The following is a 21,496-nucleotide window of genomic DNA, read 5'->3' on the forward strand; positions in this document are numbered from 1 at the left end:
GTTTTGTTACGGGTAGGCTGCGTAGGGCAGGTATGAATCGAACCGGTCGCCTTGGCGGGCTCATCGGCGACGAACGCACCAACGCCGTCGCGGCGTGGCTGCTCGTCGCGTTCGTCGCGCTCGTCGCCGTGGCGAGCGCCCTCGAGGGTGACTTCGTCTGGGTCGCGTTCTCCGCCGGCGTCGTCACCATCGTAATCGTGCCGCCGGCCGCGTACCGGAACCCGCGCGCGATGCTCCCCTGGGAGGTGCTGGTGCTCGTCGTGCTCCCCGTATTCGGGCGCGCGTTCGCCGCCCCGGGCCTCACCATGGACGTCACGACGTACCTCTCGGTCGCCGCGCTCGCGCTCGTCGTCGCCGTCGAACTCGACGTGTTCACGACGGTCGGCATGACGAACTGGTTCGCGGTGCTGTTCGTCGTCGTCGCGACGATGGCCACCGCGGGCGTCTGGGCGGTCGTCCAGTGGCTGTTCGACCTCTTCCTCGGCACCACGCTCGTCCTGCCTGCACAGCCGCCGCTCACGGACGCCCAGGAGCAGGCCGCACTGAACGCGCTGATGTGGGACTTCGTGTCGGCGACTGTCGCCGGCGTGCTCGCTGGCGTGATATTCGTGGTGTACTTCCGCCGGAAGGCCGACGCCCGCATCCGCCTCCCCAGGGAGGTCGAGGAGGTCATCGAATGAGAGTCCGCGAACGCCTCGGCGTCGCCGAGCGGCGGCAGCGCCAGGCCACGCGAGCGATGCAGTTGTCCCTCGTCGGGTTCCTGTTCGTCGGCCTCTACCGGGGGAACGTCGGCATCACCGTGAACGCCGGCCTCGCGCTCCTCGTCACGTACGTTCCGGCGGTGCTCGAGCGGGACTACGGCATCCCGATGGACGCCGGCATCACGCTGTGGATAACCGCCGCCGTGTTCCTGCACGCGCTGGGGACCGTCGGCCTCCCGGGAATCGGCGGAAAGTTCTACGGGCCCGACGGCATCCCGTGGTGGGACCACCTCACGCACGCGCTCTCGTCGTCGATCGTCGCCGCCGCCGGGTACGCCGTCGCCCGCGCGCTCGACGAACACAACACCGAGGTCTACCTCCCGCCGAAGTTCATGTTCGTGTTCCTGTTGCTGTTCGTGCTCGCGTTCGGCGTGCTCTGGGAGGTCCTCGAGTTCGCCGTCACGGCGCTCGCAGGCGTCCTCGGCACCGGCGCGGTGCTCACCATCTACGGCGTCAACGACACCCTCCTCGACTTGGTGTTCAACACCGTCGGTGCGGTCGTGGTGGCGGTCTGGGGGACCGCGTACCTCACGGACGTCGCCACCGCCATCCGCGCGAAGTTCGACGGCCGGAATCCCGGGGAGCGCGCGTAGTCCACTCGCAGTTCGCCGTCACTCCTGACCGAACTACCCCACGATTCGCACGGCCACAGCGAGGACGACCGGTGCACTGATGCCGTCGTTCCGACAACGCGACGCTATGACGACGGCTCACTCCCGGTTGCGCGAGCGTCTCGCGGCGACCGACACCGACGGCTACCTGGTCGACGCGGACGGCGAGGACAGCAACCAGTACTACCTCTCGGGGTACCACGCCCCTGACGAGTTCGTCACCCTCTACGCCGACGGCGACGTGTCGCTGCTCGTCTCGGGACTCGAGTACACGCGGGCGAAGACGGACAGCGACGGCGACGACGTCCGGAAACTCGCGGAGTTCGACTACCGGGAGAAGCGCGCGGAGATGGACCCCCGGAACGCCCGGAAGGCGGTGACGGCGGCGTTCCTCGAGGAGGCTGGCATCGAGTCCGTCACCGTCCCCGACTCGTTCCCGGTCGGTACCGCCGACGCGCTACGGGAGCGCGGCATCGACGTCGTCCCGGACGACGACTACGTCCTCGAGGACGTGCGGGCTGTCAAGTCCGAACGCGAAATCGAACACGTCGGGCAGACCCAGCGCGCGACCCAGGAGGCGATGGCGGTCGTCGAGGACCGCCTCGAGCGCGCGACGGTCGACGACGACGGCTTGCTGGTCATCGACGGCGAGGTGCTGACGAGCGAGTCGGTGCGCCGGCGCATCGAGATGGAGCTACTGGAGCGGGACTGCCGGATGGACGACTGCATCGTGGCGTGTGGCCCGGCGGCGGCGCGCGGCCACGACTCCGGGTCGGGGCCACTCGAGGCGGACACGCCCATCGTCGTCGACGTCTTCCCGCACCACGAGCGAACCCGGTACTTCGGGGACATGACGCGGACGTTCGTGAAGGGCGACCCCGACGACTGGACCCGGGAGCGCTACGACCTCGCGCGCGAGGCGTTCGACGCGGCCCTGGACACTATCGAGGCGGGCGTCACCGGTGAGACGGTCCACGGTGCGGTCTGTGACGTGTTCGAAGAAGCGGGCTACCCGACGCTCCGAACGGACGAGTCCACGGAGGACGGTTTCACCCACAGCACCGGCCACGGCGTGGGCCTCGACGTCCACGAATCCCCGTACCTCGCGGAGCAGGGCGGCGAACTCGAGGCGGGGCACGTCATCACGGTCGAACCTGGACTCTACGAGCAGGGTGTGGGCGGTGTCCGCGTCGAGGACCTCGTCGTCGTCACCGAGGACGGCTACGAGAACCTGACGGACTACCCCCGGGACCTCCGCGTCGTGTAGCCGGGCGGAACGCGACCGGGGAGCGGCGAGTGCCCCCCGGAACAGGACCGGCGGAGCGGCGAGTAGATTTATGATACGAGACGGACAATTCCTCGGCATGGTCTACAAGAAGATCCGACTCATCGGCAGCAGCACCGACAGCTTCGGGGCCGCCGCGGACGACGCCATCGACCGAGCGGAAGAGACCCTGGACGACGTCAAGTGGGCGGACATCGTCGACCAGGGCGTCGAAATCGCGAGCGTCGACGACCGCGAGTATCAGGTGGAAGTAGAGGTCGCGTTCGAACTGAGCGAGTAGCCACGCAGAATCAGCGCTTTCTCAGACCAATCACTACGTCCGGAAACTCTCGCCACACCCGCACTCAGCTTCCACGTTCGGGTTCTTCACGTGGAACCCCTCGCCCTGCAGGCCGCCCTCGAAATCGAGGACGCTCCCGCCGACGTAGTTCATGCTCGACTGGTCGACGAACAGTCGGATGCCGTTCACCTCGAAGACGCGGTCCTCTGCCTCGGGTTCGTTCTCGAACCGCATCCCGTAGGAGAGACCCGCACAGCCGCCCTGCTGGACGTAGAGGCGGAGTCCCGCCTCGCCGGGGTCCATCCCCTCACCGTCCATCAGGTCGCGGGCCTGGGCGGCCGCGTCCTCCGTAGCAGCGACGTCCTGGGTGTCGCCGCGCTCCGCGCTCGCACTCATATGCTACTGGTTCTCGTTCACGGGGGATAAGGATGGCGCCGCCGGCACGCGTTGGGAACGACTGCCCGCACCGCCTGGGGTGACCGGTGAACGGCTAGAAGTCGTCGAGTGAGGCGTACCGGCCGGGAGAGTTGGTGTCACTGACGAGCGCGCCATCGGTGTCGAGGCCGAGCACGCGCTCGGCGGCGTGGCCGACGCTCTCGACGTGCTCGGCGGGCGCGTACACGCCGAGGCGCCACTGCTCGCGCTGGGCGACCTGGAGGGCGCGCACGAGCGTGGACTGTTCGTCGAGGCTACGGACGTCCCCGTTTACGAGCACGCGCGTCGTGGACTCGCGCATCGTCGGGCGGCCTGGCACGTCGAGAACGACCGCCTCGTCGCTGAGATTCGCGCTGTTCGCGATGTCCCGCTCGAACGTTCGGAGCGCCTCGTGATCGGCGTCGACCACGTCGTCGTCGACGTCGCCCATCTCCGCCCACACTGCGCGCTTGTAGAGGTCGCGCTCCACGATGCGGGAGCCGAGGTCGCTGGTGGCGTCGTGCGTTCGCAGCGCCACCGAGAGTTCCTGGTCGTCCATCCGCCGCAACTGGGCGCCCGACACCTCGCTGGTCTCCAGGAGCGCTTCCGTCGCGCGGCGCAACATCGTCTTGCTGATGCGGGCGACGTGGTGGCTGTACACGGTCGGGTTCATGAGCGCGCGCGCCAGCAGCAGGCTCTCGGCGGTCTGGACGTTGCCCTCGTCGAGCACCAGGTCGCCGTCGACGAAGGTGAGCGCGCGCAGCAGGCGGCCGTGGTCGATGGTGCCGTAAGGCACGCCGGTGTGGTGGGCGTCTCGCACCAGGTAGTCCATCCGGTCGACGTCGAGTTCCCCCGCGACGAGTTGCGCGAGTTCGCCCTCGCCGCGGACGAGTGCGGCGACGGCGCCAGGGTCGAGCCCGTGAGACTCTAGAATCTCGGCCACCCGGCCCTCGGTCACGAGTTCACCGACGTCGTCGTGGTACTTTCCGGTGCGCCGGTGGATGACCCCCTCGACATTGTGGCTGAACGGGCCGTGGCCGACGTCGTGGAGCATCGCCGCGGCGCGCACCCGTTCGGCGTGCCGGCCCGCGACGTCGACGTGGTCGAGCGCGCGGTCCGCGAGGTGGTAGACGCCCAGCGAGTGCTCGAAGCGCGTGTGGTTCGCCGACGGGTAGACGAGATGCACCGTGCCGAGTTGCTTGATCCGACGCAAGCGCTGGACCGGCGCGGTGTCCAGGAGGTCGGCGGCCACGCCATCGATCTCGATGTGGTCGTGGACGCTGTCCTTGATGGTAGTCATTGGAGATTCCTTCGTCGCTTTCCGGTAAAAACCCGTGGACAGGTTCTGCCTCACGCCTCCGCTGAATCCTCCCCTCCGAGTCGCCTCGCTGGCTGGGTAGAACGTGACCCCAATCCCGGAATATTCCGGCATGCCTTCGGAGGTATTTTCCGCGACGGAGACGAACAGCGGATATGAGACGACAGATTGCAGCGGTCGCTGTCGCGGCCCTCCTGTTGTTCGCCGGCTGTAACGGCGGAACTGCGACGACGACGCCGGAGAATCCGATGACCACCACGCCGGCCGACGGCGAACCCATCTACGAGACGCCCCTCGACGCGTCCGCAGTCGCCGACGCGCACGTCGAGGCGCTTCGTGACGCCGGCACGTACACGATGCAGTCGAACGCGACGCAGTCCAGAGCCAGTCAGAACACGACCATCGAGACGAGCACGCTCGTCCGGGGCGACCTCTCGAGTGGCGCCGTGTTCACGCACTCGGAGAGCCGACAGGGGACAGTCGAAGCGTTCGCATTCGGCAACGGCACGGCCTACCGGCGCCTCGCGATGGGCGACCAGATCCGGTACATGCAGGCGGGCCAGCGCACGGGGAACGCCACCCAGTACGCCCGGAGTTCGGTGCAGACGTTCGTCACTCTGTTCAACTTCACGTACGCCGGCACGCAGAGCGCCGACGGCTCGACTGTTCACGTCTACGAGGCCTCGGGCGTCGAGGGACTGAACACGTCCGCGCAGGCGTTCGCTGGACGCCTCAACGAGTCGATGGTCGAGAACGCGAACGCCACGCTCCACGTCCGCGACGACGGCGTGGTGACCCAGGCTAACTACAATCTCACCGTGAGTGTCGGCGGGCAGACTCAGACGCTCACCGCGACCCAGCAGTACACGAAGCTCGGCGAGACGACCGTCTCGCCGCCCGAGTGGATCGACGAAGCGCGCGCGAACACGACGAGTCAGTAGCACGCGAACACGAACTTCTCAACGTTTGAATGGTGTTCAGCGGTCAGAATTTTTGTAGTTTTATCCGTTGAGGACACCCAGAAAGCCCCCGAGTCGTCGACTCCCGCGACTCGCTGCGCGCGCTTCCGCTGGTCGCGTGCTTGCGTCGTCCTCAGAAACGCGAAGCGTTTCTGATGTGCGAACGAGACGCCGGCGGCGTCTCGTTAACGCCGGGGTTCGCCGACGACTCGGCCCCTTTCAGTCCCACCTCCTGCCGGCTGGTCAACTGCCAGGGTGGGACTGAAAGGGGCGGCGCACTCGCGCATGTTTGTTCGCTCGCGACGTAAGCCGCGAGGGACGCTTCGCGTCCCTCGGCCCGTGCGAACGGCGGCTTCGCCGCCGTGAGCAGACACCGCAGCCGAAGGTGAGGAGCGCAACGAGCGAGCGAACGCGAGTGCGCCGGGGCTTTCTGGGTGGTTACGAATGAGGCCTGACCTCTGTTGATCGGGGACTTTGGGCGTTTTTAGACGCAGATAAACTGAATGCGCTCTACCAAACAGTGTCTTGACGGTGACGCAAGGATTTACTCGCGGGCCGCCCCACGTTCGCGTATGACGACGTTTCTCGCCGGGGGGACGGGCACGCCGAAACTCCTCGCCGGCGGCGACGACGTGTTCGACCCAGCCGACAGCGTGGTCGTCGGGAACACCGGCGACGACATGGAACTCGGCGGCTTGCTCGTCTGTCCGGACATCGACACCGTGCTGTTCGAGGGCGGCGGCGTGCTCGACCGCGAGACGTGGTGGGGCATCGAGGGCGACGCCTCCGTGACCCACGACTACCTCGCGGAACTCGCCACCGACGCAGGCGTCGACCCTGGACCCAGATACCTCTCCGACGACCAGCAGACCGCGGGCCGCGACATCGCGCGCTGGCGGCGCTTCTCGGGCGCGTCCACGTTCATGTTCCTCGGCGACCGCGACCGCGCGGTCCACACACTCCGCACGGGACTGCTCGACGAGGGCCACTCGCTCACCGAGGTGACGCGCCGCCTCGCGGACGCGTTCGACCTCGAGGTCGACCTCGTGCCGATGAGCGACGACCCCGTGGCGACGATGATCCACACGCCCGAGGGCGCGATCCACTTCCAGGAGTTCTGGGTCGCGAAGGGTGGCGACCCCGAGGTGCTGGACGTGGAGTTCCGCGGCGCGGAAGGAAGTGAGAGCGAGGCGGGCGCCGCCCACACTGCAACCGCCGCGGACGCAGCGGTCGAAGCCATCCGAAACGGTCCGGTCGTCGTCGGGCCGTCGAACCCCGTCACGAGCATCGGCCCGATGCTCGCGCTCGACGGCATCAGGGACGTGCTCGCGGACGCCACTGTGGTCGCCGTCTCGCCGTTCGTCGAGGAACAGGCGTTCTCCGGGCCGGCGCCGAAGTTGATGGAGGGAGTCGGCTACGACCCCTCGACTACGGGCGTCGCGGACGCCTACCCGTTCGTCGACGCGTTCGTGCTGGACGACGCCGACGGCACCGACCTCGACCGCCCGGTCGTGCGCACGGACACCCGGATGGACGACGACGCGGACGCCGCGCGAGTCGCTCGCGCGTGCCGGGACGCACTGAACGTGGCGGATTCCGACGCTACCGAGTGCGACGGGGAGGTGGCGTGATGTTCGCGCCGCGCGTCGCGCTCGCGAGCCTCAGCGGGGAGTCCGACGCCGACTGGGCGAAGGCCTGCGAACACCCCGCCGGGGCGGCGTTCCTCGGCGGCGTCGCGCTCGACGAACCGACGCGCGAGGCCGCGCGAGCGATGGTCGACCGGGACCGCGACGAGTTCCTGCCCGAGGACCCAGTCGAGTTCGTCGACGACCAGTTGTCGGCACTCGACGACGCGTTCCTCCGCGCGGGCGTGAACGTCCGGACCGTCGACCTCGACCCGCTCCGCGAGGTTACGGAGGTCTGTGCGAGCCACGACGCGGTACTCGAGGTGAACGCGCACTGCCGGCAGGACGAGATGTGCGCTGCGGGCGCCGGTGAGTCCCTCCTTCGAGACACGGCGCGACTCTGCGAACAGGTCGAAACCGCCAGCGACGCGGGCGCGGCCATCTCCGTGAAGGTGCGCGCTGAACTCCCGGACGTCCACCTGCCGACGCTCGCGCAGGCCGTCGAGCGCGCGGGCGCCGACGCCATCCACGTCGACGCGATGGACTCTCGGCGCGTCGTCCGCGACGTGAGCGACGCCACGGACCTGTTCGTCGTGGCGAACAACGGCGTCCGCACCCGGGAGGACGTCTTCGAGTACCTCTCCTACGGCGCGGACGCCGTGAGCGTCGGCCGGCCGAGTCGTGACCCCGAGAAGGTGCGAGCGGTGTACGCCGCCGTGAAGGAGTGGTTCCTGTGAGGGGACCCCTCGCGGAGTGGACGCAGTGACGCCCGCCGACCGCGCGCAACTCGCGCTCCTCCTGGAGGTCGCGGGCACGCCCAAACCCGGGAACGTCGACCGCGAGCGAGACCTCGCGGGCCTCCGCTTCGAGCAGTTCCTCGCGGGCGCGGTCGGCGCGCGCGAGGGCCTCGAACTCGCGGAGTCTGGTCCCGTCGGGGAGGCGTTCGAGGCGGCCGTCTCCGGGATGGCCGACGCGTCGGGCACGAACACGCAGTTCGGCTGCCTGCTCCTACTGACGCCGCTCGTCCGGGCGGCCGCGAGGGCGAGGGCGAGCGCGGGCGACCTCACGCCCGACGACGTCTCGGCGGTCGTCGAGAACACGACCGTCTCCGACGCCGCGTCGTTCTACTGCGCGTTCGAGCACGCGGACGTCGCGGTGCAGGAACCACCGGCGGACGCCGAGGCGCTGGACGTGCGCCGGGGCGCGGACGCGATTCCCGACCTTCGCGAGCAGGGCGTCTCGCTGTACGACGTGATGGAGCTCAGCGCCGAGCGCGACGCGAACGCCCACGAGTGGACGACCGGCTTCCCCCGAGTCTTTCGCGCCGCCGAGCGCATCGAGGCCGCGGACGGCCCGCTCGCGGACCGCGCCGCGTCCGCATTCCTCGGCCTGCTCACGGAGGCGCCGGACACGCTCGTCGTCACGCAGCACGGCGAATCGGTGGCGCGGGACGTGATGGCTCGCGCGTACGACCTCCGGAACGCGCCCCGTGAGGAGGTCAGTGCGTTCGCCGACGACCTCGCGGAACGCGGCGTGAACCCGGGGACGACGGCGGACCTCACAGCCGCCGCGCTGTACGTCGCGCTCGAACGCGGAATCGCTGTCGAGGGCGGCATCTCCACCGACAGCGGGGTGACCGTGGATGAGTGACTGGCCCGTCGAGTTGCGCGGCGTCACGGAGACGGTGGTGACGACGCGCGGGCCGAACGACCGGTGGAACCTGGCGGCGTTAGGTGTTCAGGCGCCCGCTGGCGCCGAACGAGCGAGCGGTGAGCACAGCGAGCCGCGAGCCGCACCCGTAGAACACAACTCCGCGACGGCGACGACGTGGGGGAACACGCGCACGCGCCGAAACTTCCACCGCGAGGGCGAGGGATACGTCCAGTTCGTCTCAGACCCCGTGGTGTTCGCGGACGCCGCGCTCTCGATTCGAGAGGCGGACGAACCGGTACTCGACGCGGCAGACGCGTGGGCGCGCGTCGACGTCGAGCAGACGGGTGCGGACACGGTCGGCGGGTCAGACGCGGTCGACGATGAGGACGACGGCAGTACGCGGCGCGAGCACTGGGCACTCGAACCGGTCGAGGCAGGCGTCGAACGCGAGCGACCATTCACCATCAACCGCGGGTTCGCGGCAGTCGTCGAGGCGACCGTGGCGGCGTCGCGGCTGGACGTCCCGGGGTACGACACCGAGACCCTGCGTGAGCGACTACGGTACTTCGGGGACGTGGCACAGACGTGTGGCGGCGAGCGAGAGCGCGAGGCCATCGAGCAAGTGCGAGAGCACGCGGACGGCGAATGGTAACTGGCGAACAGTTACGTAGGCTGGTTATCAAGAGCAGGTCGTGATTGGGCCTGAACTGGAAGATGACGAGGGCACCCATACAGTGTTGAGATTCATCTTCTACTCGTCACTCGTTCTCCTTGGCGCTAGCAACGTAGCGTTAGGTCTGTGGACGGGGAACGCTGTCCAGTGGTCCGGTGGGGCCGTGGTGATGGCACTCGGATTGTTCTTCCTCGGGCCGATGTTCGTCCACGACCCACACGCGGTAGACTAGCACGACTTGCTAACGTCGTCTCGCGCGATGTCGGGACGTTCAAACCCGCTCGCTCACTACTGGCGGACATGAGCGACGACGACACGCACGAGAACGTCGTGCCGGGTTCCGATGAGGAACTCGACACGGCGGACGTGCGCGGCTACGACTTCCGTGGCGACTTCGACTTCTTCGAGATGCTGGATTCCTACGCGACGACGGGGTTCCAGGCCACGCATCTCGCGGAAGCCGTCGACATCACCAAACAGATGCGCGAGGACGACGCCAAGATTTACCTCACACTCACGTCGAACATCGTCTCCTCGGGCCTGCGCGAAGTCGTCGCGTACCTCCTGCGCGAGGACCTCGTGGACGTCGTCATCACCACCTCCGGGTCCATCACGGAGGACGTCATCAAGACCGCGAAGCCGTTCAAGATGGGGGAATGGGACGCCGACGAGGCCGAACTCCGTGAGCGGGGCATCAACCGACTCGGTAACATCTTCGTGCCGTCGGACCGCTACGTCTGGCTGGAGGAGTACCTCAACGACTTCTTCGAGGACTTTTTCGCCGAGGAGAAAGTCCGCACGCCGACGGACTTCGCGCACGAACTCGGCGAGACCCTCGACGACGAGGACTCCATCCTGAAGAACGCCGCGGACAACGACATCCCCGTGTTCTGCCCCGCGCTCACGGACGCCGAGGTCGGGAACTTCCTCTACTACTACCGCCAGGGCTACGACTCCGAGGTCGGCATCGAGATCTTAGACGACTACGACTCCCTCATCGAGGAGGGCCTGCTCGCCGACACCACCGGCCTCATCTCGGTCGGCGCCGGCGTCCCCAAGCACCACGCCATCATGACGAACCTGTTCCGGGGCGGCGCCGACTACGCCGTCTACATCTCCACGGGCATGGAGGGCGACGGCTCGCTGTCGGGCGCCCCGCCCGAGGAAGCCGTCTCCTGGGGGAAGATCAAGGACGACGAGGAGACGAACCACACCCAGATCGAGGCCGAAGCTACGCTCGTCCTCCCGCTACTCGTCGCGGGTGCGTTTGCGGAGTAGTCAGCTTGGTGGATTGCTTACCAGCGTAGTTCTGTGAACACCCAGAAAGCAGTTGAGCGCAAGTCAGTCGGGGCTTTCTGGGTGTTCGTAGAAGTGATTCTGTTCACTCCAACCGGAATCAACACTCAACACCCGAGCCGTCACTCCGTCCGAAACGAATGTTTTTAACGCGCGGCGGGAGAAACGGTCGGTATGGCCATCAAGCCCGACTACGTCAAGAAGACCGGGAACATCCTCATGGAGCGATACCCGGACGCGTTCAGCCGCGAGGACTTCGACCACAACAAGGACGCCGTCACCGAGCTCACGAACATCGACTCGAAGGAAGTCCGCAACCGCATCGCGGGCTACATCACGCACAAGCGCAACTGATTCTGCCGCGCGAGGCGCTCGTCCTGTCACACGACACTGTCGTTGGGGGGAGCTACCGCGTAGCCTGGCGTCACGAAGTGACGGAATTTTCCCGCACCCGAAGGCGTTTGTCCGTCCCGGCCCGAGGGCGGATATGACCACCGTAGGCGTGCTCGGAGCGACGGGCGCCGTGGGGCAGCGATTCGTCCAGTTGCTCGACGGCCACCCGGAGTTCGAGGTGTCCGTACTGACCGCGAGCCCCCAGAGCGCGGGCGATTCGTACAGCGAAGCGGCGAAGTGGCGACTCGACACGCCGATACCCGACGGCATCGCGGAGACGACCGTCCGCGAGACCGACCCCGACGAGATTCCCGGGGACACCGACCTGCTGTTCTCCGCGCTTCCCTCCACGGTCGCGGAGCAGGTCGAACCCGAACTCTGCGAGGCGGGGTTCGTGGTCTCCTCGAACGCGTCGAACGAGCGCGTCGCCGACGACGTGCCCCTCGTGATTCCGGAGGTGAACGCCGACCACCTCGGCCTCATCGACGTGCAACAGGACGAGCGCGGGTGGGACGGCGCGCTCGTGAAGAATCCGAACTGTTCGACCATCACGATGGTGCCGACGCTGGCGGCCATCGACTCGTTCGGCCTCGAACGCGTGCACGTCTCGACGCTCCAGGCAGTCTCCGGCGCGGGCTACTCGGGCGTCACCTCCATGGAGATCCTGGACAACGTCGTCCCCCACATCGGCGGCGAGGCGACGAAGATGGAGACCGAATCCCGGAAGCTCCTCGGGGAGTTCACGGGCGCCGGAGTGGAGTGGCACGACGCCACCGTCTCCGCGTCGTGTAATCGCGTGCCGACCCTCGACGGCCACCTGGAGAACGTGTTCGCAGAGACCGACGCGGACCCGGCACCCGGCGAGGTCGCCGACGCGTTCCGCGCCGCCGACCCCATCGACCTGCCGAGCGCACCCACTCCCCTCATCGAGGTGTTCGAGGAACCCGACCGCCCGCAGCCACGCCTCGACCGCATGGTCGGGGACGGCATGGCGGTCGCCGCCGGCGGCGTCGAGTCGACGGAGACGGGCGTCCAGTACAACTGCCTCGCGCACAACACCGTCCGCGGTGCGGCGGGCGCGAGCATTCTCAACGGCGAACTGCTCGCCAGCGAGGGCTGGCTGTAGATTCTGTCCGCTAGTCCACTCGGTTCTCCAGTTCCTCGCCGGTGTCCAGGCGCTCTACGTTCCCTGCGACGATGTCGGCGAGACGCTCCCAGTGCTCCGGCGTGTGGCCGGCGTTGTGGGGCGTGAGCAACACGTTCTCGAACGTCCACAGCGGGTGGTCCTCGGGCAGCGGTTCGGGGTCCGTGACGTCGAGGGCCGCGCCGCGAATGCCCTGACGCTGGAGGGACGCGACGAGTGCGTCAGTGTCCACGACGCCGCCACGAGCGACGTTCACGAGCACGCACTCCGGTGGAAGCGTGTCGAAGGCGGCCTCGTCGACGAGGTTCCGCGTGGTGTCGGTGAGCGGCGTGGCGAGCACGAGGTAGTCCGTTCGCGCGAACGCGTCGTGGACGGCCTCGTCGTCGAAACCCACGACCTCGTCGGTCGGCCCGCCCTTCTCGGGCGTGTACCGGATGCCGACGGTGTCCACGTCGAACCCCTGGAGGCGCTCGACGACGGCGTGCCCGATGGCGCCCATGCCGACCACGGTCACCGTCGACCCCTTCAGTTCGTGAGCCTGATAGTGGCGATACTCGCGGTTCCGCTGGCGTCGCTGGCCCTCGTGGAGGCGGCGCGCGAACGTCAACACGTAGCCCAGCACCTGCTCGGCGATGCTCGGCGCGTGGATGCCCGCCGCGTTCGTCACCGGGACGCCGCGCTCGCGGAACGTCCCCATCGGCAGGTGGTCGTAGCCGGCGTACGCGCCCGCGAACAGTTCGAGGTTTTCCGCCCGCGAGAGCAGGTCTTCGTCGATGCTGCCGCCAGTCACGACCCGAGCGTCCGCGGCGAGGGCGCGCTCCTCGCCGGGCGTCCTGGCGAGTTCGACGTCGCGGTCCGGCAGTCGTTCGCGGAGTTCGTCGGCGTACTCGTCCATCGGCAGCCCGTGCGTTCCGCGGCGGAGAACGACGACGTCTGTCATCGACTCCGACGTGGGCGCGCCGCGCCCTAAGCGTTGCCGGACGGCGAGTGGACTGTCCGGCACCCGACAGTCGCCCGTCCTCGCCGCTACGGCAAGGGTTTTTGGCGCGTGTAGGCTACGTAGGGTCGATGAGCGAGTCCGAGTCGCTAACGTGTGGGGCGAAACTCGCGCGCGTCGTCCTCGACAACTGCGGCCCGCTCTCCCCAGAGGAGGTGGCCGAGGAGGGACGCCTCTCGGAGTCGAAGGCCGAGGACGCGCTCGCGGAACTCGCCGACGCCGGCCTCGCGGAGTGTGTCTGCGGGCTCTGTGAGAGCAAGCAGCAGGTGTACGCGCTCACAGTCGACGAGCAGGCGTAGCGCTCTCGTCGAGCAGGCGTAACCCTCTTTCTCGGTGCGCGCCTACGTCGGCGTGCGCGCCTCAGTCCCCGGTCGAGTTCGTCCACTCGGACGCGATGACTGCCCGGAGAACCCGGGCGCGCAACACGAGACGGAAGTCTCCGACTGGCGTCCGTACCGCGCCACCCGCTGAGCCGGCTACTGCTGGCTCGGCAATTGGTGGCGCTTCGCGCCACCCGGCTCGGCGGTTCACACCGCCTCGCCAGTTAGGGGCGCGAAGCGCCCCTCGCCCGCCACGAGGGTTTCCCGGTCGACAGGGCACGCCGCCCACGGATGAGACCGGTCGTTAGTGTCGCGGGCGCACATCTCTACAGCGAGACAGTGCCGACGCTATCGTGATCACCCCGTCAGGTCGTCGGCCCACTTCGAGGGAAGGACACGCAGCAGGTGGTCAGCCTCTAGACCGTTGGTTGTGACGAACAGAACGTCGTCGCCACCGGTGACGGCGGTGCCGCCGCCGCCCGCTTCGTCCCAGTGCTTGAAGACAGCGGTAGGAATCGGTAGCTCCCGGACGTCCTCGCCAATCTCACTGCTGGCGACGTACTCCACGCCGTCCCGTCCCTGGATAGCGTCGAAGTCCTGGGAGACCAACACCGCGCCGTCGCGTCGGCTGATTCCCCAGAACGCCTCGGTCGAGTGCGCCAGAAAGCCCTGGTTGAACGCCCGCTGTGGCACCGGGACCTCACGGCTCTGACCGTCGACGGCTGCCTCGCCGAGGCGATCGATCTCCTCGGTCTGGGACTCTTCACCGGATTCAGTTTCCTCCTCGACCTCTGGGGCCGCCTGTCCGGTGGCGTGGTCCGCTTCGGCGGCGCCGCTGGCCTCGTCGACGCTCCCCTCCCCCCCGACATCAGGCTCGGTATCGATCACATCAGTTTCCTCGACGGACTCCTCGCGGGACCGACGCTGGGCGAGCGCGACCGCCAGAAACGCGCCCCCGAAGGCGAGCTTGACGAGTCCGCGCTTGCGCTGGCCGGCGAGGAGCGTTCGGAGGCCGCTGAGGAGGGCCGCCCCGCCGATGATTCCCGTCGCCGCGCCCGATCTGACGCCGCGCCACAGATACGGCGTTACCGTCGAAACGACCCTGCGGCCGCGTCCGGTTGCGCCGCTACCGGTTTCGGCGTCTGACTCCGACTCTGCTCGTGTGCTGGTGCCAGTTTGGTTCACACATCGGTGTTCGCTTTCGATACACAAACCATCATCCCCGCTGTATCCAACCCGTATTCACACCAGTTGCTACTCTGCTGAAGAGGGGGCCGGATACGTCGCAGGCAATCACGTCACGGTGGTGGCCGGATGCGGTGGACGCCCCCACCGCTGTTCCCGCTTCCGAGGACGTACATCTCGTTGCCGTGGCGCTGGAACGCGAAAATCTGGGCCAGCTTCCCGGCGTCATCGTCCACAACGGGAAGCACCTGGGCCGGCCACAACCCCTCGCTTCGGTGAGTTGCAACGAACAATCGGCCGTTCGCGCGGTAGTCGCCAAACACGAACCGCTCACGGAGGCCGGGGAGCGCGTGGCCACGGTAGACGTTGCCCGTTATAACCGAGATACCGCTCACATCGCCCCCTTGTTGGGGGTACTCGATGACTGGCGACAGAAGCGGTTCGCCGTCCCGGACACTCGACGGCGTGGCATCAGGACAGCCCTCCGCCCCGTAGCAGTGGGTACCCTCCTTCACGTTCCACCCGTAGTTACCGCCGTTCTGGACGACGTCGACCTCCTCGAACCAGTTCTGACCCACGTCCCCCGCGTAGAGGTCGTCACCGTCGAAGGCGAGTCGCCACGGGTTCCGGAATCCCCACGCGAAGTGCTCGTCGAGGCCCGGCGTCCCGACCAGCGGATTGTCCTCAGGAATCGCGTAGCCCGTCTCACCGTGACTGCCATCGACGTCGATCCGGAGAATGCTCCCGAGAAGATTGTCGGTCACGTCCTGGCCGTTGCCGCCTGGGACCGCGTCGTACCAGTCGGAGACGTGTCCGCGTCCCTGGTCACCACCCGCTCCACCATCGCCGACCCCTACGTAGAGGTATCCGTCCGGACCGAAGACGATAGAGCCAGCGTTGTGGTTCGATTGCGGTTCCGGGATGGTGAGGACGGTCCGTTCAGAGCCGGTTCGTGCGTCGCGCCCGTCTTCCGTAACTCGGAACTCGGCGAGGACGAACGTGTGGCTGAATCCCGACGGCGTGCCCTCCCTGGGCGGGGCAGAGTAGCGAACGAACAGGCGGCGATTTGATTCGAACTCCGGGTGGAGGGCGAGGCCGAGAAGGCCCATTTCGGAGCCGGTGGTGACCGCATCACGCAAGTCCAGTAACGGCTCTGAACGAAGTTCACCGTTTTCCAGAACACGAATCAGCCCGTGTTGCTCGGCGACGTACTGAACGTTGATGTCCGGGGCGACGGCCATATCTAACGGGGTGCGCAGACCACTCGCAAGCGTGTCGAGCCCCACAGATGAGGGGGGAGGCGAGGCCGTTGTTCCGCTGTCTGTCGGTGCCTGGTTGGGGGCCGTAGTCGTACTCGACGAGGGAGTAGCACACCCGGCGAGACCACCCATTGTTCCGGTTACCGCAGCGAGGAATCGTCGTCGGTTCATGGTGTGACACTATCGATTCCGGAAGACGCGAATGTACCGATTGTAACCAGTCCGTCCGGCTCTGAGCCGAGATCTGTTGACATTGCTTAGACGAAGTCCTGTCTCACATTTTTCATCTATGCGCTGTGAAAACGGCGTTTACACAGCCGCCTCATAGAGGCGAACGTGGTGAAAGCTCCAGTACCAATTGTTGATTTCGTGATCGCGTACGCGGGACTCGGAGCCCACAGTTCACCCAGAGTACATTTCACGCCGCCAGTGTTGCACGTATTGTTATCACGCTAGAGCCAAAGCGTGGCGTAATGGCGTGGAACCCCTCGGTTCTCTCGTGGTTCGCGTTCGCGTCTACGGGGGTTCTCGCGGTGGTGGCCAGCGTGGGGTGGCAGCGCCGCCGGGACAGCGCGCGGACGTTCACGCTGCTCATCCTCGCGGTCATGCTCTGGGAGGTGGTGTACGGCGTGCAACTCGGATTCACGACGAAAGCAGAACAACTCCCCTGGCAGCAGATGGCGTTCGCCATCAGCGCGACCGTCCCCCCGCTGTTCCTGATTTTCGCGCTCCAGTACGCCGGAAAGCAGGAACGACTGACCACCTGGGGAGAGGTCGTCCTGGGCAGCGAGTTGCTCGCGTTCGCGGCGCTCTCGCTGACGAACCCCATGCATCACCTCGTGTGGACCAGCGCGACGCTCAATCCCGGGACCATCTCGGCGATCCTCGACCTCCACCTCGCGGTCGGGTTCTACGCCCACATCCTGATCGCGTACCCCGTCGTCCTGCTCGGACTGTGGACGATTCTCTCGGTGTACTTCCGGTCGACCCAGACGCACCGCCAGCAGGCCGCGCTACTGCTCGTGGGCGCGATACCGGCGTTCGCCTCGCACGTCCTGTTCGCACTGAAAGCCAGCCCGATACCGGGGCTCGACTTCACGCCGTTCGCGTTCACGGTGACGGGCGTCACGTACGGCGTCGCGCTGTTCCACTTCGACCTGCTGGAGCGAACGCCGGTGGCCCACCAGCGCGCGGTCGAACTCACCGGCGACGGGTTGCTCGTCGTCGACGCGGACGGCGCCGTCGTCGACGGAAACCACGTCGCCCGTCAGGTGTACGGCGTCGACCAGTTCGAGAATCAGGACGTCTCGACGCTCACCGGGAAGCCGGACCTCGAAGCGGTCGACGGAACGACCACGACCGGCGTCGTCGACGAGACGCGCCGGGTGTACGACGTGTACGTCTCGAAGCTCACCGACAACGTGGCCCTCCACCCCGGGTTTGCGGTCCTCCTGCGGGACGTGACCGACCGGGATGGGTACGAGCAGCGACTGGAGGTCGCGAACCGCGTCCTGCGGCACAACCTCCGGAACGACATGAACGTCATCCTCGGTCACGCCGACCTGCTGGCCGAGCGCGCGACGTCCAGCAAGCAGGAGGAACTGGCCGGCGTGATCGGCTCCGCGGCGGACGACCTCGTGACCCTGAGCGAGAAGGTTCGACAGATGGTCGACCTCGGGAAGACGGGTCAGACGGAGCGGACCGAGGTCGACACTGTCTCCGTGCTCGAACCGCTCGTCGAAGAGTTCCGCGCGGAACATCCAGGCGTCGAGGTGACCGTCGACTTCCCCGACGAGGCGACTGCTGCCGCCGTGTCGGAGCGAGCGTTGACGGTCGCGCTCCGGAACCTCATCGAGAACACCGCAGAGCACAACGACACGTCGACGCTGACGGTCGACATCACGGTCACCACGGACGGAGAAGAAACCCGAATCCGCGTCACTGACGACGGGTCGGGGCTGCCCGAGATGGAGCAGGCCGTCCTCCAGAACCACACGGAGACGCCGCTCCAGCACAGCAGCGGCCTCGGTCTCTGGCTCACCTACTGGACCGTCTCCACGACCGGCGGAGACATCGCCGTCGAGGCGAGCGAGTCACAGGGAACGACGGTCACGGTGACGTTGCCGGCGCGGGACCCGTCGGTGACAACCGGAGCGACACGAACCGTCCACGAGCCAGTACACGATTCGACGTGAACGCGAGGTACACTGGACGTCGGGTGAACGCCGCGCAGTGCCGGGCGTCGACGCGCCAGTCGACGTGAACACGCGCAGCGGCGCCACTCTGCGTTCCGTCACCCACAGACTTATCGGCGAGTCCCGCCGCCTCTCTGCATGGACGCCGAGTCGATACGCGAGGACTTCCCCATCCTCGAGCGCGAGGTCGGCGGCGACCCGCTCGTCTACCTCGACAACGCAGCGACCACCCAGACGCCGACACCCGTCTCGCGGACGTTCCAGGAGTACTACGACGGCTACAACGCGAACGTCCACCGCGGCATCCACCGGTTGAGCCACGAGGCCTCTGTCGCCTACGAGGACGCCCACGACCGCCTCGCGGCATTCGTGGGCGCGGACGGCCGCGAGGAGATGGTGTTCACGAAGAACGCGACAGAGGCGGTGAACCTCGTCGCGCACGGACTCGGCCGGCAGCGACTCGGTCCCGGAAAGGCGGTGGTGACCACGGAGATGGAACACCACGCCTCGCTCGTGACGTGGCAACAGATCGCCGAACAGACGGGCGCCGAGGTCCGCTACGTCCGCGTCTGCGAGGACGGAACACTCGACGCCGAGCACGCCGCGGAACTCGTCGACGACGACGTCGAACTCGTCTCCGTCACGCACGTCTCGAACGTGCTCGGCACCGTCAACCCCGTGCGTAAACTCGCGGACCTCGCGCACGACCACGGCGCCGCGATTCTCGTCGACGGCGCACAGTCAGTTCCGACGCGACCCGTCGACGTCGAGGCCCTGGGTGCGGACTTCCTCGCGTTCTCCGGGCACAAGATGGCGGGGCCGACCGGCATCGGCTGTCTGTACGGCAAACGCCACCTCCTCGAGGAGATGGAGCCGTTCCTCTACGGCGGCGAGATGATCAGTCACGTCACGTTCGACGAGTCCGCTTGGAACGACCTGCCGTGGAAGTTCGAGGCCGGCACGCCCCCCATCGCGGAGGGTATCGCACTCGCCGCGGCTGTCGACTACCTCGAGGACATCGGCATGGACGCCGTGGAACGCCACGAGAACGAACTCGCGCAGTACCTCCTCCGCGAACTCGCCGAGCGAGAACACGTCGAGGCGTACGGCCCGCCCGCTGGCGTCGAGCGCACGGGGCTCGTGTCGTTCAACGTCGGGGACGTCCACGGCCACGACCTCTCGGAACTGCTGGACGACCGCGGCATCGCCGTGCGCGCCGGTGACCACTGCACGCAACCGCTCCACAATGTCCTCGACATCCCCGGGTCCGTGCGCGCGTCGTTCTACGTCTACACCACCCGAGAGGAGGTCGACGCACTGCTCGACGGCATCGAGGACGCGGCGTCCAAGCGCGACGCCCTCCTCGCCTCCGATCGGTACCACGACCGCCTCCACGACCAGCACCGGAACCCGACGAACGCGGGCGGCCTTCCGAATCCGACGTTCCGAAAGCACTCCGCGGAGACGAGCTGCGGCGACGAGGGCGAGTTCCACGTCGACGTGGCCGACGACGGCACCATCGCCGACGTCGCCTTCGAGAGCGATTCCTGTGCGGTGAGCACCGCGGTCGCCGGCCTGCTCGCCGACCATCTCACCGGCGAACCGGTCGAAGCGCTCGCGGAACTCGACGGCACCGTCGAGGACCTGCTCGACGGCCAGTATCCCGCGATGCGACGGGACTGCGTCGTCGGCCCGGAGGACGTCATCCGGGAGGGCGCGACCGAGCACCTCGAGTCGCTCCAAGCGTCGAGCGAGGACTGACCGATTCGCGCACGACGAGCACGGGCGCGAGCGCAGTCGGCGCGTCGCGTGTAGAAACGCTCTTTCGGCCGCCGACCCAATCCTCTCGCATGGACTACGAAGCCGTCGCGGACCTCGGGCCGGAGCGCCGCCGCGCGCTGTTCGAGCGCGACGCCGGCGTCGACGCGGTTCGCTCGCAGGTGCGGGACATCGTCGAGCGAGTGCGCGACGAGGGCGACGTCGCGCTCCGCGAGTTCGCGCGCGAGTACGACGACGCGGAGGTCGGCAACATCGACGTCACGGACGAGGCCGAGCGCGCGTACGACGAGATAGACGACGACGTGCGCGAGGCCATCGAGGACGCCGCGGCGAACGTCCGGGAGTTCCACGAGGCCCAGATGCCCGAGGACTGGCGCCGCGAATTCGAGGACGGGCGAGAACTCGGCCGACGGTTCCGGCCGGTCGAACGCGTCGGCGTCTACGTCCCCGGGGGCGCCGCGGCGTACCCCTCGAGCGCGCTGATGGGCGTGATTCCCGCGGTCGTCGCGGGCGTCGAACAGGTGGCGGTGGCGACGCCGCCCGCGGAGCAGATGAACCCCGTGACGCTCGCGGCCATCCACGCCGCGGGCGCCGACCGCGTCTACGCCGCCGGGGGTGCACAGGCCATCGCCGCGATGGCCCACGGCACGGAGACCGTCAACGCCGCCCAGTTGGTCGTCGGCCCGGGGAACAAGTGGGTGACAGCGGCGAAGGCCGAGGTCCGCGGCGACGTGGAGATCGATTTCCTCGCCGGCCCGTCGGAGTTACTCGTGGTCGCGGACGACACCGCAGACCCCGAGTTCGTCGCGGCGGACGTGCTCGCGCAGGCCGAACACGACCCGAACGCGAGCGTCGTCGCCGTCACCGACGACGAGGCGACCGCCGACGCAATCTGCGAGGCAATCGACGCGAAGGTCGACGACCGGGAGCGAGTGGACACCATCCGGAAGGCCCTCGACCACGACGCCAGCGGCGTGTTCGTCGCGCGCTCGATGAGCGAAGCCGTGCTGTTCGCGGAGTCCTACGCCGCCGAACACCTCTCCATCCAGAGTGCCGACGACGAGGAGCTCCTGGGCCGAATCGACTCCGCCGGCAGCGTGTTCCTCGGGTCGGACACTCCCGTCGCCGCGGGCGACTACGCGACCGGGACGAACCACGTGCTCCCGACCAACGGCAAGGCGGCAGTCGTCGGCGGCCTCTCGGTCGACACGTTCCTGCGCGCCACGACCGTCCAGCGCCTCGACCGCGACGCGCTAGCGGGGCTCCGCGACACCATCACGACGCTCGCCGACGCGGAGGGCCTGGAGGGCCACGCCGCGAGTATCGAAGAACGCTTCGAGGACTGAGGA

General features: G+C 67.7%; 21 protein-coding genes. 16 read left to right on the forward strand and 5 right to left on the reverse strand.

The features are described from left to right. The first annotated feature begins 32 nt into the window (after positions 1-32). From LT970_RS08615 to LT970_RS08630, 4 genes are all read left to right on the forward strand, one after another. Positions 33-680: a hypothetical protein gene (locus tag LT970_RS08615; protein ID WP_232686059.1), complete on the forward strand. Its 648-nt coding sequence runs from the start codon at positions 33-35 to the stop codon at positions 678-680. After that, entirely contained in the window at positions 677-1,354 is a 678-nt protein-coding gene (locus LT970_RS08620; protein ID WP_232686060.1) for a DUF2238 domain-containing protein, read from the forward strand. Before LT970_RS08615 ends, LT970_RS08620 begins: the two co-directional genes overlap by 4 nt. Before the next feature lie 106 nt (positions 1,355-1,460). Beyond that, complete coding sequence (locus tag LT970_RS08625) at positions 1,461-2,639, forward strand: M24 family metallopeptidase (RefSeq protein WP_232686061.1); 1,179 nt, start codon at positions 1,461-1,463, stop codon at positions 2,637-2,639. 97 nt (positions 2,640-2,736) lie between these two features. Further along, the gene (locus tag LT970_RS08630) at positions 2,737-2,937 is read left to right on the forward strand and encodes a dodecin (protein ID WP_232686062.1); all 201 of its coding nucleotides are present in this window, start codon (positions 2,737-2,739) and stop codon (positions 2,935-2,937) included. Positions 2,938-2,970: 33 nt separating this feature from the next. Here LT970_RS08630 and LT970_RS08635 read toward each other — a convergent pair whose 3' ends face one another. Both LT970_RS08635 and LT970_RS08640 read right to left on the reverse strand, forming a co-directional pair. Next, positions 2,971-3,333, reverse strand: a complete 363-nt coding sequence (locus LT970_RS08635; RefSeq protein WP_232686063.1) for a HesB/IscA family protein — start codon at positions 3,331-3,333, stop codon at positions 2,971-2,973. A 94-nt stretch (positions 3,334-3,427) separates the two neighbouring features. Then, on the reverse strand, positions 3,428-4,651 hold the full coding sequence (locus LT970_RS08640; RefSeq protein WP_232686064.1) for an HD domain-containing protein: 1,224 nt from the start codon (positions 4,649-4,651) through the stop codon (positions 3,428-3,430). Positions 4,652-4,824: 173 nt separating this feature from the next. Here LT970_RS08640 and LT970_RS08645 point away from each other — a divergent pair, with 173 nt between their 5' ends. From LT970_RS08645 to asd, 8 genes are all read left to right on the forward strand, one after another. Further along, positions 4,825-5,610, forward strand: a complete 786-nt coding sequence (locus tag LT970_RS08645) for a DUF7537 family lipoprotein (protein WP_232686065.1) — start codon at positions 4,825-4,827, stop codon at positions 5,608-5,610. 590 nt (positions 5,611-6,200) lie between these two features. Continuing rightward, a complete protein-coding gene (gene cofD, locus LT970_RS08650) occupies positions 6,201-7,259 on the forward strand; it encodes a 2-phospho-L-lactate transferase (RefSeq protein ID WP_232686066.1) in 1,059 nt (352 codons plus the stop codon). After that, entirely contained in the window at positions 7,259-7,990 is a 732-nt protein-coding gene (locus tag LT970_RS08655) for a tRNA-dihydrouridine synthase (RefSeq protein WP_232686067.1), read from the forward strand. The genes cofD and LT970_RS08655 overlap by 1 nt, the downstream gene beginning before the upstream one ends. A gap of 25 nt (positions 7,991-8,015) precedes the next feature. Then, positions 8,016-8,903 (forward strand): triphosphoribosyl-dephospho-CoA synthase, encoded by an 888-nt coding sequence (locus LT970_RS08660; RefSeq protein WP_232686068.1) that lies wholly within the window; start codon positions 8,016-8,018, stop codon positions 8,901-8,903. Next, complete coding sequence (locus tag LT970_RS08665) at positions 8,896-9,558, forward strand: DUF447 domain-containing protein (protein WP_232686069.1); 663 nt, start codon at positions 8,896-8,898, stop codon at positions 9,556-9,558. The genes LT970_RS08660 and LT970_RS08665 overlap by 8 nt, the downstream gene beginning before the upstream one ends. A gap of 321 nt (positions 9,559-9,879) precedes the next feature. Then, the gene (locus LT970_RS08670) at positions 9,880-10,857 is read left to right on the forward strand and encodes a deoxyhypusine synthase (RefSeq protein WP_232686070.1); all 978 of its coding nucleotides are present in this window, start codon (positions 9,880-9,882) and stop codon (positions 10,855-10,857) included. A 192-nt stretch (positions 10,858-11,049) separates the two neighbouring features. After that, entirely contained in the window at positions 11,050-11,229 is a 180-nt protein-coding gene (locus tag LT970_RS08675) for a 30S ribosomal protein S17e (protein WP_232686071.1), read from the forward strand. A 133-nt stretch (positions 11,230-11,362) separates the two neighbouring features. Further along, positions 11,363-12,394, forward strand: coding sequence for an aspartate-semialdehyde dehydrogenase (asd, locus tag LT970_RS08680; RefSeq protein WP_232686072.1), 1,032 nt, complete (start codon positions 11,363-11,365; stop codon positions 12,392-12,394). 10 nt (positions 12,395-12,404) lie between these two features. Here the strand turns inward: asd and LT970_RS08685 are convergent, their stop codons facing one another. Beyond that, positions 12,405-13,352: an NAD(P)-dependent oxidoreductase gene (locus LT970_RS08685; protein ID WP_232686073.1), complete on the reverse strand. Its 948-nt coding sequence runs from the start codon at positions 13,350-13,352 to the stop codon at positions 12,405-12,407. 128 nt (positions 13,353-13,480) lie between these two features. Between LT970_RS08685 and LT970_RS08690 the strand changes: the two genes are divergently transcribed. Continuing rightward, the gene (locus LT970_RS08690) at positions 13,481-13,708 is read left to right on the forward strand and encodes a hypothetical protein (protein WP_232686074.1); all 228 of its coding nucleotides are present in this window, start codon (positions 13,481-13,483) and stop codon (positions 13,706-13,708) included. 378 nt (positions 13,709-14,086) lie between these two features. Here the strand turns inward: LT970_RS08690 and LT970_RS08695 are convergent, their stop codons facing one another. Then, on the reverse strand, positions 14,087-14,914 hold the full coding sequence (locus tag LT970_RS08695; RefSeq protein WP_232686075.1) for a hypothetical protein: 828 nt from the start codon (positions 14,912-14,914) through the stop codon (positions 14,087-14,089). A 113-nt stretch (positions 14,915-15,027) separates the two neighbouring features. After that, the gene (locus tag LT970_RS08700; RefSeq protein ID WP_269785464.1) at positions 15,028-16,344 is read right to left on the reverse strand and encodes a PQQ-dependent sugar dehydrogenase; all 1,317 of its coding nucleotides are present in this window, start codon (positions 16,342-16,344) and stop codon (positions 15,028-15,030) included. Between the two features lie 302 nt (positions 16,345-16,646). Here LT970_RS08700 and LT970_RS08705 point away from each other — a divergent pair, with 302 nt between their 5' ends. From LT970_RS08705 to hisD, 3 genes are all read left to right on the forward strand, one after another. Beyond that, positions 16,647-18,368: a sensor histidine kinase gene (locus tag LT970_RS08705; protein ID WP_232686077.1), complete on the forward strand. Its 1,722-nt coding sequence runs from the start codon at positions 16,647-16,649 to the stop codon at positions 18,366-18,368. Positions 18,369-18,506: 138 nt separating this feature from the next. Then, the gene (locus LT970_RS08710; RefSeq protein ID WP_349292209.1) at positions 18,507-20,129 is read left to right on the forward strand and encodes a SufS family cysteine desulfurase; all 1,623 of its coding nucleotides are present in this window, start codon (positions 18,507-18,509) and stop codon (positions 20,127-20,129) included. Positions 20,130-20,218: 89 nt separating this feature from the next. Next, complete coding sequence (hisD, locus tag LT970_RS08720; protein WP_232686078.1) at positions 20,219-21,493, forward strand: histidinol dehydrogenase; 1,275 nt, start codon at positions 20,219-20,221, stop codon at positions 21,491-21,493. Positions 21,494-21,496: the final 3 nt, after the last annotated feature.

It is taken from the genome of Halobacterium zhouii, assembly GCF_021249405.1.
In the GTDB taxonomy this organism is placed as follows: domain Archaea; phylum Halobacteriota; class Halobacteria; order Halobacteriales; family Halobacteriaceae; genus Halobacterium; species Halobacterium zhouii.